We start from the raw sequence: 18,863 nt of genomic DNA, 5'->3' as shown, positions 1-18,863 counted from the left end.
CGATCCGGGGTCAAGGCCCTCCTCCCGCTCACACGACGGATGGATGCCGCGCTCACCCATCACGTCTCGCGGCTGTCCTACGCCAACGCTCTGCGCGCGCATGAGTGCACGCGAGAGCGTCACCTTGATGGCTGGACCTCAGGGCTGCACGCTGTGCCTGTCAACCACACCGGAAACTCGGTCGCGTCGACAGAGGAAGCGTCCGTCGTGGTCGACCTCGTGCGAACGCTCGTCGGGGCACGGTGGACCGATCCATCAAGCGGGCGCACCAACGATCCCCTCCGCCCCGACGACATCATCATCGTCACGCCGTACAACGCGCAGCGCCAGGTTCTGCTCGACGCTCTCGCAGCGGCAGGCCTCGCTGACATGGAGGTCGGTACCGTGGACAAGTTCCAGGGCCGCGAGGCCGTGATCTCGATCGTGTCACTGGCCGCTTCGGATGCCTCCGAGGTGCCCCGTGGGATGGAGTTCCTCATCAACCGCAATCGCCTGACTGTCGCCATCTCCCGAGCTCAATGGGCCAGCTGGCTAATTCACTCTCCCGCCCTCACGACGCACCTACCCACCACCGTCAGCGGTGTGAAGGAACTCAGCGCGTTCGTGAGAATCGTCGAGACCGCAGACAGCTCATCGTTCTGAACGGGGAGGAGTCGAATGCGTTCAGATCGATCTGGCGCTCGCCGTCTTGCGGAGCAGTGACCCCGAGCTAGTGCAAGAGTTTTGACTAGTTCAGCGGCGTGCCGCGCACGACTTGGTTCAACGGATAGGAGCGAACATTCTCGGCACCACGAGTTGATTCGTGCTTCACGAGGATGTTCCCTACACGCTTCGGATCGACGCCGACAACGACCCCCGTCCAGTCAAGACCGAGCCGATCGACGACGACGACTCTCGCACCCACATTCGCACCCTCGTCGCGCAGGGCTGCCGCGGCGCGAACAGGCGGCGGTTCGACGCCGGCGCGCGCTGCTCGCTGAGCAGGCGGCTTCGGCTGGGCAGGGCGCGCCGCGCCGCCAGTCTGCCCCGCGCTCGAGCTCTTCGAGCTCCCCTCGGGCAGCAGGTCTCGGACTTGAGCCAGCGCAGCCACCGCGGTCGGGCGTTCGCGCGCGTCGAAAGCGAGCATCGGCGCGATGAGATCACGGGCGACAGGCTTTAGGGAGGCGAGACGAGCACCCTTGCTCATCGCTAGGCGCACAGTCTCGTCATCGCCGAAAGGATCCGTGCCCCAGAGATCCGGCAAGCGAACTCCTGCCGCGACAGCGAGAGTCACTCCGAGCTTGAAAATATCGGCCGCCGGTGCGAAGTCGCGTTCTTCGATCACGTCGTCGAGCTGCTCCGGTGTGAGAAAGCCGGGCGTGCCGCCAAACCGACCTGTTTGATTCGCTTTGGTGACCAGGCCGAAGTCGATGAGGCGAGCCCTTCCCGGCTCGAGCATCACGTTGTCGGGTTTGAGATCGAGGTGGACAAGGCCGACATGATGAATGGCGGCCAATGCTGACAGGATGTCGTGCGCGAGGTCGAGGAGTTGATTCTGATCCATCGGCCCGACGCTGCCGACCTGCTCAGCAAGGCTTCTTCCACTGATGAGTTCCGTAGCGAACCACGGGACTTCCCAGCCGGCCGATGTCTGCTGAGTCGCCGCCTCGAAGACGTCCGGAATGTACAAACTATCTATCTTGCTGAGCGCCATCGCTTCGAAGAGAAACGCCCTCGCTTCCTTCTCGAGCCAAGAGTCAAATCGGTTGCGCGGTATGGGCACTTCGTCAGGAGCAGGCGGAAGCATCAGCTTGATGACACCGCGATTGAGGTGTCCACCAGCCACGCCTACCCGCGTGAGGGAATGGTCCTCCCTCTTCCAAACGGCTCGCCACGTCGTGCCCTGGCCTCCACGGCCGAGTGGCTCCGTAAGCTCCCAGTTTCCGACCTGTCGCCCGTGGACGACTTCTTGAAGCGCTGCCTGCGCCGGATGCAGACCCCCCATTGCTAAGCGCCCTCGTTTGGCGTGCGCGCGTAAGTGAAGGTCGTGTCCGACTTGATGCGCCGAAACTCCTGTCGAGCTTCTGCGATCGCGTTTGTCGGAGGCTCCCAGATATCAAGACCTCTTCCGAGGAGAATCCGCCACCCGTGGTCGGTAACGATCGAACGGTCGTGGATGCCATCGACAAGGCGGATGTCCAGATTGACGCCGAAGCTCAATGCCGCTTCACGCAGAGCAACGAGACGCTCAAGCTGGTCCTTCTTCATATGATCCTTGTCCGTCTGCGTAGTAACGAGTTCGACGACGACCTCATCGGCTGGCCCCTTGGCGAGAGCGATAAGCCCAAGCAGGTCGCCGACATTGCGAACTTGGTGTGGCATCCGAATGTAGGGATCAATGACGGTGATCTTCGCGGCACCGACGAGGTAAGGCAGAAGCACGTTCTCGTAGGACACACCTGTCTGTCCGGCCTTGAAGTCGCGTATGCCCTCGAAGAGCGGCGTCGTCGCATCCGGAATGACGGGTGAATCGCTACCATCGGGCAGAATTGGCAGCGGCGGCGCAACGGAGACGACGGAATACGGCTGATGTAACGGCGCCGGCGGCGTGTAGGTGGGCAAGTCGCTACCAGCGATGCCGGAGCGAGGGGCTTCCGCGTCCCAGTCGCGCCTATAGAGCTGCGGATACTGGTTCTCTTCGACGGTGACGACATCGTGCCACTCGCCGAGGGAGTCTCGGTAGCCGAAGCGTGCCGGGTTGTCGCGCATGGTGGCGTCGATTCGGAGGATCTGATCCTTGACTCTCTTGCGGCCCTCGATGGCATAGCCGAGCAGCTCCTCCATCTCCTTTGGCGTCGCGACGCCAGTCGGATGAATGAGCTTCATCAGACCCGAGAAAGTCTTGTTGATCCCGTCCCGATCGCGCGTGGAGATGTCAGCGCCAAGGCTGAAGTGGGATTGATACTTGTCGGAGAAATCTTCGTTTCGCTTGGAGTGCAAGATTTCGGCGAGGTAATCGACGACGAAACCATAGCCGTCGGAGAACATCTCGGAGCGGATCGGCGAGACTTCCCAGCCAGGGATGTAGTGGTGGATGCGATCGAGCCACGCCGCGTCGCGATACGAGTCGGGGAGCTCGTCGAACAGATCGGAGTGTTGGAGCATGTACGGCACGGTGTGCGACGTGTTGCCGATGAAGACCATTGATGCTTCAGCGCCGAGCGGCTGGTTGCCGCGGTTGAACTGCTTGTTCGCCATGTAGTTCTTCATGATGTTGACCAGGTTCTGGTCGGTACGGCGGTTCGACGCGAACTCGTCAAAGGCGACCACGTCCCAATACCCGACGAGGCCGAGTTTGCCATTCGCGTTGTTGACGAAGAGCTTGGCGACCGTGACTTCGCCGCCGGAGATCAGCGCGCCGTTCGGCGAGAGCTCACTGAACGTGTGCGACTTTCCCGTGCCCTTCGGACCGAGCTCGACGAGGTTGTAGTTGCGCTCGACGAACGGGATGAGCCGGGTGAGCGCGATGAGCTTGCCTCTGCGACTGAACTGCTCCGGGTTTAGCCCGATGGACTGCATCAGCACGTCGATCCACTCGTCCGTCGTGAACGATGCGCGCGCCGTGTTGTACCGATCGAAGTCGACGCCAGCGATCTGGATCGGCTTGAGGTTCGCGAGTACCCACGGCTCGGTCGGGCCGTCGCTCGGCTGGTACTCGATGTCGCAAATGCACCAGACGCCGCCGACGAGCAACTTCTGGTTGTTTGTGACGGTGTTCGCATCGATCGGTACACCCTTGATGTCAAGGTTCTCGAAGGACGCCTCGTAAAAGTCTTGCTTTGTATTGAGGTCGACGGTCACACGGTCGATGATCCGATGTCTGCCCTTCTCACGGATCAGGTGTTGCACGAGCACCTTCTCGTTCCGATTGACGTAATGCTCCGCCAGGATGCTGCGCACCATCTCGATCCCGTCCTGGATCGTCTCCTCATCGTCGGACGCGGCGTACTGGCCGAGAAGGTATTCCAGGACGTATCCAGGTACGACGGCGTTGCCGCGAACGGCTTTCACGAGATCTTTACGTACCACCGATCCCGCGAAATGCTCATTCACCTTCTGGTCGAGGCCGGACTCGTCCTCAGTAAACGCAGGCACGTACACTTCTTCGGCCCCAGTTGCGCGAAGACCGCTAAGTGCGTCGTCGAGATTGGTCATGAATCCTGCTCTTCCTAGAAGTCCGGTGTGGCCGTGATCCGGTTCGTGAACATGTGCTTGTATGGCGCCTGCCACGAGTTGCTGTTCGCGCTCGGCTGTTCGAGTCGGAGCTCGACTTGCGCGCCAAGCGGTACTCCAGCATCGGGGCGGATCTGAAGCTTGATCTCCTGCAGGCGATCCCGCTCATCACCCGTCGCGGCGAAGACGATGACCACCTGGTCTGAGATCAAGGCATCACCGTAGTAGAAGGCAGCGCGGAGCTCACGTGCATGGGTTCGCTCGCTGATGGGTTCGGACTGCAGCAGGCTGATCCGCACGATGGCGTTTGTCAGCACGTCGCTCTTGGGCTTGATCTGCACATCGACGGGCCTAACCCCGCTCTTGCCCTTGCGCGTGACGGTGACGACAGGCACGACAACCTCCTGTAGCGTCGCGCCACCGTGGACGAAACGGTCTGCGGCGCCCTGGAGCTTCTGCGTCAGTCGGTAGATCGACTTCGGAATATGCACCTGCCAGTCGCCGACGAGTCCGAGCTGTGATGACGCGTACGTGTTGAAGGAAGCTGTCTGTTTGAAGTCCTCGCCGAGCAGGAAGCGTCGGTCTCGGTACTTGATGTCACCGTGCGGTTCTTCATCTAGTTTGCTGCCATCGCCGATCTTCGATTCCTGGAAGAGAAACCCGTGGTCGCTGGTGACGAGTACGTTCGCGTCGGCGGAGGTGAGGTTGCCGATCAGCTTTGTCAGTTCTGCAATGGCGTCCCTCGCCGCCTCGGGAGTGCCAGACTCCGCGCCGAGCTTGTGGCTGCGCTTGTCGATGGTGTCGTGGTAGACGTACACAATCTTGTGTTGCTGCAGATAAGGCCGTAGCTCGTCCTTGATCTTCTTCGCGAGCACGTCCTCGGCGCTGATAGCGGTGCCGCCGATCGCGTCGAGGATCTTGGTTCGGTTGACGAGGCCGCCGGCCAGCTTCCCGTCAACGACGACGTCGGCCCCCTTGCCCGCAAATCCGATCGCCGTGTGCGGAAGCAGGGACGCCATGCCCAGCTGCGTATAGCTCGGCAAGGCACCGAGGATGACGTCGAGCTTCGCGTCGTAGGCGATCTTCGTATCGCTCCGCAGGGCGGAGGCGAGCTCGTCGGCGACCTCATAGCGGAGCGCATCGGAGATGACGACGACGACGCGGCGCCCCTGCGAGACGATCGGGTCGACGAACGACTGGTAGAACGCTCCCTGCGACCGGTAGGCGACTGACTTCCACGACGGAATCGCATCGATCTGCTTCTGCCACTCGGTCGCGAGTGGGAAGACGTACTTGTTCGTGTAGAAGAGCTCGACCTGATCGAGGAGCGGGGCGAGTTGATCAGCATGCTCGGTGGCGTGGGTGGCGAGGAGGAACTGTCGGTAGCGCTGGTCGATGCGGTACCACCGCTCTTTGTACTTCGTGAGCCCGTCGTCGAAATCAGCGATGGCAACGCTCAGTGTGCTGATGTCATGCAGCAATTCGGCCGCCGAACGGATCGCGGTATACAGGGCGCGGATTGACGGATCAAGCGTGTACCAGAAGGTGGTCTGGCGGGCCCTCTCCGCTTCCTGCAGGTCGCGGACGGTGAGGCTCTGGTTGCTGACGCCGAGCGCGAGGTCGCCGATGATCTTCCAGTCGATCGTCTCGAAGACATCGGAATTGAGCAGCTCGCGGTAGTCGAGATCGGCGATCTGGACGCCGAGGTCGCGCTCGACGCGGCGGGCAAGCGCTGCCATGGCCTCCCGGCTTCGGACGTCGTTCCGCCACGCGCTGTAATCGTGCCGGAGCCCGACTCGAGCGGAACCGAAGTCGGTGTTCGCCTGCGTGAACACCCACTCGACGAAGTCGCCGATCTTCGGGTTCGCCGACTCGTACCCGTAGATTGCTCTAGCGCCCTCCCAGTAGAAATCGGACAATCCGTAGGAGGAGAGCGCGTCATAGCCGTTCGACGATCCAGCGGCATTCTCGATGAGAAGACCACGGGTGAGCTCACCGAAGCTGTGTGCCTTGACACCGAGCGCGACTGCGCTCATCTTTGCCCGGAGCATCGTGCGGTCATCATCGGCGCTGAGTAGAGCCTTGAGCTTTGCCTTGCGATCGGCGCTGTTGAAGAACTTCGGGTGCTGAGCGACGACCGGTTGGAGGGAGAGGGGGAGACCGAGGTCCTGCACGTCCATCGAGGCGCGATCGGCCGTGAAGACGCCATAGGCGAGTTCGAGATCCCAAAGCCAGTTGGCCGTGCCATCGAGGATGCCGCCCTTGCGATACACGATGAAGGCCTGGTCCGGCTGCTCCTTGAGCAGCCGGAATTTGACCGCATACTCGTCGCGGTCGACCCGGATGACTTCGACCCCATCCAGCTCCGCCTCAAGCTGGTCGAGATCCGCCTCGTACTCGCCATCGGGATCGTGCCAGAAGGCGATGTGACGGTCGCCCGCCTTCCGGCCGTTCGCGAAGCGCTCAGCGAGTCCTTTTCTCAGGACGCCGAGGTCACTCACCACCGCCTCCCTTCTTCAGGCCGATGTCCTTGAGAGCGGGGCCGAGTTTCTGGTAATTGACGAGAACGCCGTCGTCGAGGTCGAGCTCGATCTGCTGGCCAGCCAGCGGGAAGAGCACGTCGTGCTCGTAATCGCGGAGCTCGACGAGGACCTTGCGAAGCCGGTCGGCCTCCTTCAGCGCCGCCGCTACCTCACGAGCCGAAGCGCCGCCCATTCCTGCGGCAACGCGGCCCTGGTGCTCAAGGTTGGCCTCGAGCTTGCCGATGAACTCTCGGAGGTAGCTCGTGAGCACCGTCGACGCGGTCGACGGGCTGTAACGGTGCAGGTAGATGAGCGCGCTGAATGATCCCTTCGGGCTGCGGAATAGCCAATAGATCGGGCGCTTCTTGTACCGCCTCACGTGGTCGTCGTAGAATGACTTCACGAAATAGTCACGGATGTCCTTCACACCAAGCGACTCGGTGACAAACTGCAGGTTCTCCTCGAAGTGCTCTTCACCGAAGGCCACACGGAGGAAGGTACGGAAGCGGGCGACAATGTCGTCCTCGAACCAATCGCCATCGACGATCGGGATCACGTTGTCCTGGTCCGGCATGAACGAGGCGGTCGGGACCTTCGCTAGGTAGTCCTGAAGCGTGCTCCCCTGATCCGCGAGGATCAGGCCCGGCCTGTCCAGGCTGTACCGCCCGAACATGCAACCAACGGCGTAGGACACCAGTTCGATCGCGGCGGTTCGCGCGAACTCTGCTCCCCCCTCCCCGTTCAGCGCGGCTGCAGCGTCGAGTGTGATCTCGGCTCCGGAGACGCTCACGTCTTGGGCGTCTCCCAATCCGTAGGCTTCGATTGCGCCTCGGTTGAGGAGTGTTTCCAGTTCCGTCATTCGCTCGACGATGCTCCGGCACTCGACGACGTAGTTGCTCAATCGGTCTCGAATGCGCCCGATCTCCGAGCGACGAACCAGTGGTGATGTATCAAAACCCCAAGCTGTCTCCCGCCGGTCCCAGTCCTGCCAAGCAAGCTGGACGCACTCATCGGCCCAAGCAGCGAACTCCGCAGGCAATGTGTCGAGGAACGGGATACTCATGACGTGCCCGAGGTTGAAGTCCAGAGTCGGCGCGAGCATCCGCATGAACCGCACCGCCACGGCACTGTTCAGCAGACCTTGTAGGAGGCGCAGCTCGTCAACCTTGATCGGGAACCCCATCGGCCCCTTGGTGTCGAACATGAAGCCCTGCGGCACATCGCGCACGGCGAAACCGTTGCTTGAGATACCGGACCAGGTGAAACCGGCGCGAAATGCGTATTCACCGTTGTAGTTGTGTGCACGAATGCGACTTGTATCGGGATCGATGTTGGCTTTGACCTCGGAGCCGTCGTTCAACCAGTTGACAACGTACTCGTAGTTTCCCGCCCAGCGCCGGTACTCCCCGCCCTTGACGTAGGGGAACCACCGGCGGGAGGACCGCTTGCCCGGAGCGGCGTTGAAGTCGATCTGTGCCAAGGCGACCTCGTGCCACCTACGCAAGAAGGAATCATTGTCGCCCGTGATCAGTCCGACGCGCGTCTCGATATGGGCGGATACCGGGTCAGCTGTTTCGAAGAGCTCGAACTCTCGAGCCGTTGCCCAGTACACGAACGCTCGACCAGGTGCGCGCGCGAGGTGCTGCAGGTCCAGAACGTAGCGATCTTTGGTCCGCCCAGCCGCAACTTCGCGGAGTTCGGCCGACTTAGCAGCCTCGGACCTGCCCTCGACGAGCCGTATGAACACCCCTTGAGACCCCGGCTCGGCGATCTGGTGGGCGATTACGAAGGCAGTCGTGCCGACAACCTCGCCACCAATACTGTCGAAAGCTCGGGCTCCGAAATGAGCCATAGAAAGCACGCGGTTGTGATCAAGGATCGCGGAACGTAATGCCTCGAAGTAACGGAGAAACATCCAACTCTGCATCGTCACCATGGCGACCAGGCCACGGCCAACTGTCAGCTTGATGGCGCGCTCGATAAACATCGAGTACAGGTCCGTCTTGGTCGCGGGGTACGCCTTCCTCGCCCACGTAACGAAGCGCGCATTCATGTTGCCGAGGCCGGCATATGGTGGGTTCGCGACGGCCACCAAGTACCGGTCCGACAAGAATTCCGCCTGCTTGATTACGATGGCAGCCATCTGCAGAGTCCTTCCGGCGAGGATGTCGCCGTCCGCCTCAGCTCCCTCGATCGCAGCCTTCATGGGCGCGATGGCTTTCTCCCTCGGTTGGATCAGCGATCCGAAGGTGTCGGCATGCTCGAAGGCATTCCAGAATTCATCGGCGTGGGCCCGGACGAAGGTGCCTCCATTGGTGAGCGACCAGAGGTAGTCGAGCTCGGCGGGGTCGAAGTGGACGTTCTCCAAAACACAGACGTTCGGTTGGATCGGGTTCTTGAGGAAGAGCTTGCGCTTGGCCGCCGCCTTCATCGTGAGCGCGAACGCGGCGAGGGCTCCGGCGCGGGGGTCGATTTCGGTGCCGTAGAGGTTGTGCTGGAGGATCAGGCCGGGGATCTGGGCGGGGTCGTAGCCCTTTTCCGTGTAGATCGCATAGAGCAGGTCGAATGCGTAGGTGAGCATGTGCCCCGAGCCGACGGCCGGATCGACGACCTTTAGTTCTTCCGGCCTCGCGATCTTCAGGAAGTCGGTCTCCTCGTCGACGGGTTTGATGTAGTAATCCATCTGCTCCGCTAGCCGCGAGGATGGGTTGTTCAACAGCCAGAGGCGCCCGAGCGAGTTTTCCACGAGGTAACGCACGATCCAGTGCGGAGTGAAGAGCTGGGTCGCGGCCGGGATCTCGGCGGCGCCAGCCTTCTTGTTCTTCTTGAACCCGTCGAACACCTCGGCCTTCCGGTCCGAGATGTAGAACTGGTACAGCCATCCGATCACCTCGACGTCACGGCATACCTCCTCAGTGAGAGTCCTAACGGCGCGGTCCCGCACCGAGTCAACAGCGAGGAGCGCGGCCGGTATGAGCAGCTCGGTGTAATCGCCCTCGCGCTCGAACATGAATGGCATGGCCTTGTGCCACGAGCGGCAGTACGCCTCCAGGAGCAGGCCGTAGGCCTCACCGTCGGGGTCTTGGCTCGGGCGGGTTCGATTTAAGAGCGCAGTGATCGTCTCCTGCGTCTTTTCCGGGACGACGGAGCTGTCAAAGGAGCCCGCCTTCGCCTCGGCGAGCACCTCTGGTTGACCAGTCGTGCGGCCCGCTTCGGGCGAGACGATGGCGGATGGGGTGTAGCCGTTGGCATCCATGAAGCGCAGGGCGATGATCCGGTTGAACCAGGTATACGCCACCCGGTCGATCACCTTGTCACGCCCGTCTCTGACGATTGCCTCCTCCAGGCGGCGGACGGCCGCAAGCGACTCAACGCGAGCAAGTGAGTTCTCCGCGAGGACGACGGCGACCCGTGCTCCAACTTCCTTAATCAGATCGGTGCGCGCCTTCGTGGCGAAGGACTTTAGCGTTGTCGTCTCCATCAGCGCGTAATCCGCTTCCCCTCGGCGATCGTGGACTGGAGCGCAGCGCGGAGCGCTTCGACGTACTCATCGACATCCGCACCGGTCGTGAGCACGAACTTTCCTCCGACGACCTCGATCTGCGAGATGGCCACGGTGGGTTTCGGCTGGGGCGCAGTGGGAGGCTTCGGCGAGATCGGCCCCTCCCCTCCGTTCGCGAAGCCCGAGGGCTCTCCGCCGCCGGGATCGGTCACTGGGCGCGCTGCGGCGAGATCGGCGACGAGGGATGGGAACGTCGACGTCGCGAAGCTGTTGGCCGCGAGCTTGATCTTCGAGACGCTGGTCTCTTCCCACACCTGCTGGATCGCGCGGTCGACGCGATCCAGCGCCCGGCCCTGCGCGGCTTCGTTCGCCTCGTTGTACTCGATTGTGCGCTGCAGCTGGATGCGGCGTTGCTCTATCGAATCAGCCGCCTTCCCCTGCTCGTCTTTGACAAGCTCACCGACCTGTTGCCGCAGCGCGTCGGCCTCGTGCTGAAGATCTACGATCCGGTTGCCGCGGAACACGGCGAGATCGTCCAGCAGCACCTGCACCGGCTCGGCCGCTCCCTTGGGGAGATAACCGAGGTTGTCGCTCGCATCTCGGAGGAACCTGCGGACTCCGTCGTAGATCGCCTTTCGATCGTCCTTCAGGAAGGCGCGGATCGGGTCGAGGACGGTCTCCTTCGCCTCTACCAGTTCGTCCGCCTCTGCGAACTCAGTCAGGTACCACTCATCGGTCTTTCCGGCGACGCTCGTCAGCAGGGTGATCGAGGGGTCGAGCTGAGCGATGAAGGGGTAGTCGTAGGCGGCGCGCACCTCCTTGAGCCTGGCCAGCTGGTCCTTCAGCTTGTCGGCGCCGAAGTGTGCCAGCTCCAGCGGGTCCTTCGGCGTGACGCCCTCGTCGAAGAACTCGGTGACAAACTTGCGGAAGGTAGTGACCTTCTTCTCGTCGTAGCTCTTCTGCACGCCGATCTTGAGGTTCCCGAGCTGCTGGGTGTTCTTGAGCAGCGGCGGCACTTCGGTGCGCTTGAGCACGTTCCCGTTGTGCTCGATTGTGATGCGTGAGCCGCCGAAGAGGTAGGCGATCACGACCAGAGTCGAGGTCTGGTCCCAGCCGTAGGGCTTCCCGGTGAACTGATCGACGATCGTCTTGGCCGTGACCTGCTGGCCGATGTTGGCTCGCTGCTGGACACCGACCGAGTAGACCTCGCTCGCGGCATCCGTCAATGCAGTGTCAACCGTGACGAGACCGTCGGCGGGCGCTTGAACGAACTTCTGGATGTCGGACTCGATGTAGACCTTGCCGCCGAGGAGCGACAGCTGCGGGTAGGCCTTCGTCACCAGCACGCTCAGGCCGTCGAAGACGCGAGCGTCGGCGACCTCGCTGCTCGAGTCCACATCGACCGTGTAGACGATGAGGGATGCCTTGCCGATTGCGCGGCGCAGGCGCTCGAGCAGCTCCTTCTTCCGCTCCAGGTTCTGCTGCGCTTTCGCGCTGAGGAGGCGCTGCTGCACCGCAGTGAGCGATCCGTTCTGCTTCTGCTTGACATACTTCTCGGTCTTCAGCAGGAGCCGCAGATCACCAAAGAGTCCCGCATCTGCGTCGAGAACGACCCGCACCTCGTCGAGCCCGGTGCTGTGCGCCCGGATCGTCTGCAGAACGTGCGCGTAGCCGGGTGTGAAGAAGTGGACGGTCAGCGCGTGCTGGGGGCCATAGCTGACGTCGTCGATCCGGTAGCCGAAGCTGTAGTCGAGGTAGTCGCCCTTGCCGGTCTTGTACCGGAACTTCGGGGTCTTGAGAACATCCTGCGAGAGCATCTCGAAGAGCCGCTTGCCGACCTCGGAACTGTCCAGATCGACGACCTTGATCTCGTTCTCGATCTCCTGTTCTTCGTTGGTCAGGTACTCGTAGGTGTCGCCGTTGCGCTGCACATAGGTCTGCGTCTCAAGCAGCGCGAGCGCCTCTTCGACGTTCTTCGAGAGCTCCTGGAGGTTCCGGCCGAACCGGTCATATACAAGTACCGTCAGGTTCCGCGCAGTTGCGCGGAAACCATCAACGTACTTGACCAGGAACAGCGCCTTGAGCACACGGACGGCGAGCTTTGTGACATCCGACTCCTGATCCGGGAGGTTCTTCTCGGCGACGTCAATCGACCGCTTCGTCGCAGCCTGGACGGTGTCGCGGATGCCGGCGAAGAGGTTGTCGAACGCGGCGATCTGGCCGACGTCAGTCCCCTCCAACTCTTTCGCGACCTGTTGGACGACGCCGAGCATCGATCGCTCGCCGACCGAGGCGTGCCGGCCGGTGAACGCGTTGTGCTCCGACAGCCCGACGAGGGCGGCGCTGAAGAGCGGGAACTGGTAGTTCACGAAGGGGTAGGTCGAGACGAACCGCGCTTCGTCCGTGTAATTCGGATATGTGCGTCCGCCGACGAAGTCGAAGAGGGTCTTGAAGTGGCCCGATTCCGTGGCGTAAATAGCCTTCAGGTCGGCCACCCCGGCTGCATTCTTCGCCAGTAGTCGCTTGCGAATGACCTCCTCGACATCCGCACTCGAAAGACTGACTCGTGTCTTGAACCGCGCCTGAATCTTCGAGAAATCGTAAGCCTGCTGGGCCGACTGATCGCCAACGATGCGATCGAGCGCCTCTTGGCTGGTCACGAAGACCCACGCACGACCCTTCGCCTTCGTGTTCAGGGTCTCGGCGATGGATTGGAGCTGCAGCTTCATCTTTCCGTCCTCGCCGATGAATTGGCCCACCTCGTCGACGAAGAAGTTGAGTCGCATGCCCGGCCCCTGCTTGTCGAGCCAGGCGACGACCTCACTCGCGAACTCGTCGATGTCGACGCGGTATGAATCCCGGTACTTCTCGAGAATGTTCTCCGGGGCGCCCGCGGCAGCCCCTGAGATCTCCGCGTAGGCGGCGGCGACGTTCGGCTCCTCCAGCACGTCGAGCTCACGCCCTTCAGTCCAGGGGATGCCGGCGATCCGCTGATACGTCTCGGTGAACTTCGCGAGGAGCTCCCGGGAGTCGAGATCTCGCTCGAAGCGGGCGACGTGCGGCTGCATACCGTAGTAGCCGCGACTGTTGTTGAAGACCTTGATGAAGACCTTCAGGATCGAGTCGGTCTTTTCGCCTCCCTGCGCGTCGGCCACCTGGTCGATGTTGAAGAGAATGCTGCGGGCCGGGATGCCTTCCGTCTTCTTGAGCGAGGCCTTCAGGAAGTTGTCAGTGGTCTTCGTCTTGAAACTGTCCGAGACCTGCGCGCGCGGGAAATCCTGGCCGTCGACGTCTCCAAGCAGGTGCGCCAGCATCTTGAGCAGGTGTGACTTGCCGGAACCGAAGAAGCCTGAGATCCAGACGCCGTTCGCGTTCGTGTAGTTCGTGTACTCCTCAAGGAGATTCGACAGCGCGGTCTCTGCCTCTTTGGTGAGAACGTATTCCTCGACCTCCGTGCCGAGGTGTGTCGTGTCGTCGGCCTTGATCACGCCGTCGATCGGACGAGTGATGTCTTTCTCGAAAATGTCATGGAGCTTCACTGTCAGGCCTCCCGATCCCGGATGTCGAACGCCCGGTAGTAGTTGTCGTCTTTGAGTCGCCCGAAGAGCACTAGCGATGAGCCGGATGTTCCCGATTGCTTGTAATCACCGGGAAAGAACATCAGCATCGGCTTGCTCGTCGCGACAGTCTGCAGGTTGTTCAGAACGCTGTGCGAGCGGATGTACGGGAATACCTCGCCGATGCCTGTGAGGAAGAGGATGTCGTAGGAGGCTGTGTCGAGTCGCTCTTTGATCGCCGGGATCAGCTTCGAACCCGGATCCAGCATGTTCTGCAGTGGCTTGAGGAGGGCGTCCTTCCCCTGCTCGACTTCGAGCTTCAGGAGCCGGTCCCAGACGCCGCGCGCTTGGAGCATCTCGACCGTGAGGTCGTAGAGGTTGATCTCAAGGACGCTGACACCATGGTCGTTCTTCAGCTTGTTCTTGACGCGCTTCTTCGCTGCGGCGACCGCGAGCGAATCTTCGGGGTCGTAGGGGTAGATGAAGAACGGCACTTCGTTGCCGAGCCCCTCCATCTCTAGGAACCGCCGAGTGCCGAGCACCGACACGAGGTGCTGCTCCTGCTCCAAGACCTGCTGTGCCGTCATGCCGAATCCCTTGTCGGAAAGAAGCGGACATCACTCGGCGTCCGCTTCGCGAGCTCGTCCATCACGCGCGTCGAGAGGACCGCGGGGATGATCCTGCCGTCGTTGTCGGTGAAACCCGCGTCGCGCATCAACAGGAAGACCGTGGAGCGCAGCTTCTGCATCGTCTTCGGCGTAACGTCACTGAGTTCTTCGTGCCAGAGCGCCTTGCCACGAATAAATGAGTCGAAGTGCTCAGGCAGCACATCCGCGGCCAGTTGGAGGAAGCGCTCACGAAGCACCTCCTCTGCGAACTCACCGATGAGTGAGTATCGGCGACAGGTAGCGGCCCACATGAGGTGTGCGCGCTCCTCTCCTGTAATGACCGCGAGCAACTCGACCTCCGCTTCGGTGAGTTCTTGAAGCCTCTGGATCAGCTCACTACCCATACGTGTTGCGCTGCGGGATGCGCGGCTCTGGAGAAGGTTGTCCGAGTCGATGGTTTCGCGCACCTCTCGCCAGTCACGAAGCCGAACGTAGATTTCCGCGGCGCCAGAGGCGTTCTGCAAGAAAAGGCGCCCGGTCGTGAAGGACAGCTTGTATCGCTGCGACTGGTCTCGCGCAGTCACGGCTACCTCCTCCTCGAGTTAAAAAGTTGATCAGTCTATGGGTGAACATCGACATTGCTCGCACGCCGGGCCCGAGCCAAACTGCAGCGCTGTTCAGCTTCTTTCCCAGCCGATCGTATCGGCCGAATCCACTCGCGCCGCGCGCGCCGGCCCTGCAGTTCGTTCGTTGATGTCGGGACCCACCCATATCCTGATCCACTGCCCAGATTCAGCGGGCCTCAATATCTCTGGAGTTCCGTGTGGAAACCCTCATCACAGTTCTGACAATCGTGAACCTACTCGTGGTGGTCGCGGTGGGCGTCCTATTGATATCGCGGCGGGAGCGTTCGGTCGCCGCCGTAGACCTCGGGCCCATCCGGGAGGAACTGCAGGTGCTCACGACGGCGCTACGCGGTGATCTGTCCGCTCAGCGCCAGGAGCTTCGTGAATCGCTGGGAGCCGCGCAAGACCGGCTTGAGCAGCGCGTCGCGGAGTCCGCGCGTGCGCAGTCTCAAGAGCTCGGACGCGAGCGGCTCGAACGAGCGGAAGCGCAGAAGGGCGTGGACACGCAGCTCGCTGGCGGTTTCACCGCCATCACGACGCGCATCGATTCGCACGCTAACACCAGCACCACCTCGCTTTCTGAGTTCCGTCGATCCTTTGAGGCGCGCTTCGACGGTCTTCGTGCAGATTCCGATGCCAAGCTCGAGCAGATCCGCGCAACGGTGGACGAGAAGCTTCAAGGCACACTAACGACTTCGCTACGCGAAAACGCAGTCAAGGTGGAGGAGCTCAGGACCGCGAACACGGCCAAGCACTTGGAGATGCAGAAGCTACTGAGTACTGAACTGGAGAAGCTGCGGACAGGCAATGAGGCGAAGCTCGAGAAGATGCGTGAGACGGTCGATGAGAAGCTCCAGGGCACTCTTGAGAAGCGTCTTGGTGAGTCCTTCGCGCTCGTCAGCAGCCGGCTGGAGCAGGTGCAGAAGGGCTTGGGCGAGATGCAGACACTTGCATCAGATGTGGGCGGCCTGAAGCGCGTGCTTACCAACGTTAAGAATCGTGGCGGGTGGGGCGAGGTGCAGCTATCGCGTCAGCTGGAGGACATCCTCACACCCGGTCAGTATGAGCGGAATGTCGTTATCAAGGTGGGCACGCAGGAGAGTGTCGAGTTCGCAGTCAGGCTCCCTGGTCGCGAAGAAGGAGCGCCTGTCTACCTTCCGATCGACTCGAAGTTCCCTCAGGAAGATTACGAACGCCTGCTCGATGCCCAGGAGCGCGGCGACAAAGTCGAGATAGAGGCGGCCAGCAAGAGTCTCGAGCGCGCAATCCTCACGCAGGCGAAGACGATCGCGTCCAAGTACATCGATCCGCCCCGAAGCACCGACTTCGCGATCATGTACCTGCCGACTGAAGGCCTGTTCGCTGAGGTCGTGCGCCGTCCTGGTCTGGCGAGCAAGCTGCAAACCGAAATGCGCGTCCTGATCACCGGACCCACTACGTTAATGTCACTCCTGAATAGCCTCCAGATTGGGTTCCGGTCGCTGGCGATCGAGAAGCGCACCTCCGAGGTCTGGCAGGTGCTCAGCGCGGCAAAGGCCGAGTTCCAGAAGTACGGGCAGGTGTGGGACAAGCTCGGCCGACAGCTTGAAACAGCGCAGAAGACTGTGAAGGAGGCCGGCGTGCGCACCCGAGCCATCGACCGCAAGCTGCGCGAGGTCGCGGAAACGGAGATCGACGCGGCAGAGGATGATGCTGCGACCGATCGCGTTCACGCAGCGGCTGCCGACGAGGTGGACGTCGAGAAGCTCGAGGCCGACCTTGCCAGTATCCAGTAGGCGCTCCCGACAACCACGAAAGCAACTTATGAATGCAGCATCATGCACGAGGTGAATTACCGCGATCTCGATGGCGAACACCTCTCCCGGATCGTTCCTGCCTACTTCTACATCACAACCCGCGAGCGAAACGCGTGGCATTCGACAACGAGTAGGCAGTACCGCGGGCAGACGAGCTTGACCTGCACGTTCGCGGGAGCCAAGAAGGTCGCGGAGGGATGGCGCGCCCAGGGCTCCGCGTTCGCTATTCAACAGGTGCCAGGCTTGCACCTCATGTCGGAGTGGGCTGACGTGGCCATCGTCGAGTTCCACACGAACGACAGCTACTCGGCATGGGACCACTCATACGCGGAGGCCCTGCAGCCGGGGAGCGGGCTACGTGACGTTCTCAATGCTTTGGGAGCGGCGGGACACTGGCGAGCCATCCCACCCAGCGCGCACTCGTTCGTCACGGGCGTGCTTGATGCCGACGAGGTGGCCGAGCCGCTGGGTGCCCGCGCCGTTTTCCGCGCATGGTCCTCACTATCACTGGGCAGCGACTACGTGCTTGGCTGGTCGGAGCACCCTGGTCGCCACAAGGCACCGGGGGTACGCCGCATCGCCAAGCTCGCAACGACTGACTCGGCGACCGACGGCACGACGGTTGGCCGATAGCTCTCCTGCACGGGAACCCAGCGCTACTGGTGAAAGGTTGGAAAGGCGTGCGGCAATGACACCCTTTCGGCCGTATCTTCAGCGTTCGCCAGACACTCAGCGAGCGGAATCGAGGATGCCACGCTCCAGCGGCACGCGCCGCCAACTAGAAGCATCGCGCCACATGCCTCCTCAACACCGTTGACCTCCTTGCCAGAGTGTCCGACACTGGCCCAATACTGACCATCAACCCGACGTGATCGGAGGTCGAGATGGGCACCATCACCCCGTACGAAACGGTGAAGGGTCGCCGTTACCGTGTGCGCTACCGCAGACCGGATCACACTGAGGCAGAGAAACGCGGCTTCACGACGATGGGCGACGCACAGCTCTACCTCTCCATGGTCACGGTGTCGAAGTCGAAGGGCGAGTACATCGACCCAAAAGCATCGCGGGTTCCGGTCCGGATGTTCGCCGACAGCTGGCTGCGCTCGAAGCAGCCCCCGATGTCGAAGCCGTCGTACTACATGACGCTCGAGCGCGCGTGGAAGAACCACGTCGCTCCGGTCTGGGGCCATCGCGAGATTTCCTCGATCCGGCGCTCCGAAGTCCAGGACTGGGTGTCGGAGCTCGCGACGCAGAAGTCGCGCACCGTCGTCATCCGCGCGCTCGGAGTCCTCGCCGGCATCCTCGATGTCGCGATTGATGATCGCCGCCTGGTGAACAATCCGGCCCGACGCATCCGCAATCTCCCTCGGAACGGGCCCGGTAAGCGCCGCGTTTACCTCACGCATGATCAGGTGGCGACCCTGGCTGCGTGCTCGGCGCATCCGACGCTCATTCTGACCCTCGCCTACACGGGCCTGCGCTGGGGCGAGGCGACCGCGCTCCGGGTGCGCAGCGTGAACCGGCTGCGTCGCCGCTTCGTCATCGAGGAGAACGCAGTGATGATCGGCTACGAGATTCATGTCGGCACGCCGAAGACACACAAGAACCGCTCAGTCCCCTACCCTGAGCGTCTCACGCCGATGATCGAGCAGGCCTGCGCCGGGAAGGGACCGGAAGGGCTCCTGTTCGGCGACGGGGTCAGTCACATGCGCAACTCCGGCGCGCAGGGCTGGTTCGCGAATGCCGTGAAACGCGCGCAGGCGGTGGATCCATCGATCCCGCGGCTCACTCCGCACGATCTTCGCCACACCGCCGCATCACTCGCAATCAGCTCCGGCGCGAATGTGAAGGCCGTGCAGCGGATGCTGGGACACGCGTCGGCGGCGATGACGCTCGACACCTACGCGGATCTGTTCGATGACGATCTGGATGCCGTCGCTGCGCGCCTGAACGACGCGATGCCGCTGGTGGCGTTGCCGGCGGGTCCACAGACTCGGTACCGGCGGCTGACCTAAGACAAGGCGTCTCGTCCTGGAGGCG

11 protein-coding genes are annotated in these 18,863 nt (G+C 62.0%); 4 read left to right on the top strand and 7 right to left on the bottom strand.

Annotated elements, in window-relative coordinates:
• Positions 1-642, top strand: a 642-nt coding sequence (locus N4R40_RS11405; RefSeq protein WP_261607507.1) for a C-terminal helicase domain-containing protein, incomplete at its 5' end; no start/stop codon positions are given.
• A gap of 85 nt (positions 643-727) precedes the next feature.
• Here the strand turns inward: N4R40_RS11405 and N4R40_RS11400 are convergent.
• The 7 genes from N4R40_RS11400 to N4R40_RS11370 form a co-directional block, all read right to left on the bottom strand.
• Positions 728-1,825, bottom strand: coding sequence for a serine/threonine-protein kinase (locus N4R40_RS11400; protein ID WP_261607506.1), 1,098 nt, complete (start codon positions 1,823-1,825; stop codon positions 728-730).
• 161 nt (positions 1,826-1,986) lie between these two features.
• On the bottom strand, positions 1,987-4,194 hold the full coding sequence (brxL, locus tag N4R40_RS11395; protein WP_261607505.1) for a BREX system Lon protease-like protein BrxL: 2,208 nt from the start codon (positions 4,192-4,194) through the stop codon (positions 1,987-1,989).
• Between the two features lie 14 nt (positions 4,195-4,208).
• A complete protein-coding gene (gene pglZ / locus N4R40_RS11390) occupies positions 4,209-6,713 on the bottom strand; it encodes a BREX-1 system phosphatase PglZ type A (protein WP_261607504.1) in 2,505 nt (834 codons plus the stop codon).
• Positions 6,706-10,215 carry a BREX-1 system adenine-specific DNA-methyltransferase PglX gene (pglX, locus tag N4R40_RS11385; RefSeq protein WP_261607503.1) on the bottom strand — a complete coding sequence of 1,170 codons (3,510 nt, stop codon included), beginning with the start codon at positions 10,213-10,215 and terminating at the stop codon, positions 6,706-6,708. Before pglX ends, pglZ begins: the two co-directional genes overlap by 8 nt.
• Complete coding sequence (gene brxC, locus N4R40_RS11380) at positions 10,215-13,775, bottom strand: BREX system P-loop protein BrxC (RefSeq protein WP_261607502.1); 3,561 nt, start codon at positions 13,773-13,775, stop codon at positions 10,215-10,217. Before brxC ends, pglX begins: the two co-directional genes overlap by 1 nt.
• Positions 13,776-13,777: 2 nt before the next feature.
• Positions 13,778-14,380, bottom strand: a complete 603-nt coding sequence (locus N4R40_RS11375; protein WP_261607501.1) for a DUF1788 domain-containing protein — start codon at positions 14,378-14,380, stop codon at positions 13,778-13,780.
• Positions 14,377-14,985, bottom strand: coding sequence for a DUF1819 family protein (locus tag N4R40_RS11370; protein ID WP_261607500.1), 609 nt, complete (start codon positions 14,983-14,985; stop codon positions 14,377-14,379). The genes N4R40_RS11375 and N4R40_RS11370 overlap by 4 nt, the downstream gene beginning before the upstream one ends.
• A gap of 239 nt (positions 14,986-15,224) precedes the next feature.
• On the opposite strand from N4R40_RS11370, the gene N4R40_RS11365 reads away from it, so the two are divergent.
• From N4R40_RS11365 to N4R40_RS11355, 3 genes are all read left to right on the top strand, one after another.
• A complete protein-coding gene (locus tag N4R40_RS11365; protein ID WP_261607499.1) occupies positions 15,225-16,802 on the top strand; it encodes a DNA recombination protein RmuC in 1,578 nt (525 codons plus the stop codon).
• A gap of 42 nt (positions 16,803-16,844) precedes the next feature.
• Positions 16,845-17,456 (top strand): hypothetical protein, encoded by a 612-nt coding sequence (locus tag N4R40_RS11360; RefSeq protein WP_261607498.1) that lies wholly within the window; start codon positions 16,845-16,847, stop codon positions 17,454-17,456.
• A 251-nt stretch (positions 17,457-17,707) separates the two neighbouring features.
• Entirely contained in the window at positions 17,708-18,838 is a 1,131-nt protein-coding gene (locus N4R40_RS11355; protein WP_261607497.1) for a tyrosine-type recombinase/integrase, read from the top strand.
• Positions 18,839-18,863 lie beyond the last annotated feature (25 nt).

It is taken from the genome of Microbacterium memoriense, from assembly GCF_025398275.1.
Classification (GTDB): domain Bacteria; phylum Actinomycetota; class Actinomycetes; order Actinomycetales; family Microbacteriaceae; genus Microbacterium; species Microbacterium memoriense.
The sequence above is the reverse complement of the archived record's forward strand: the minus strand, read 5'-3'. Positions and strand labels throughout refer to the sequence as shown.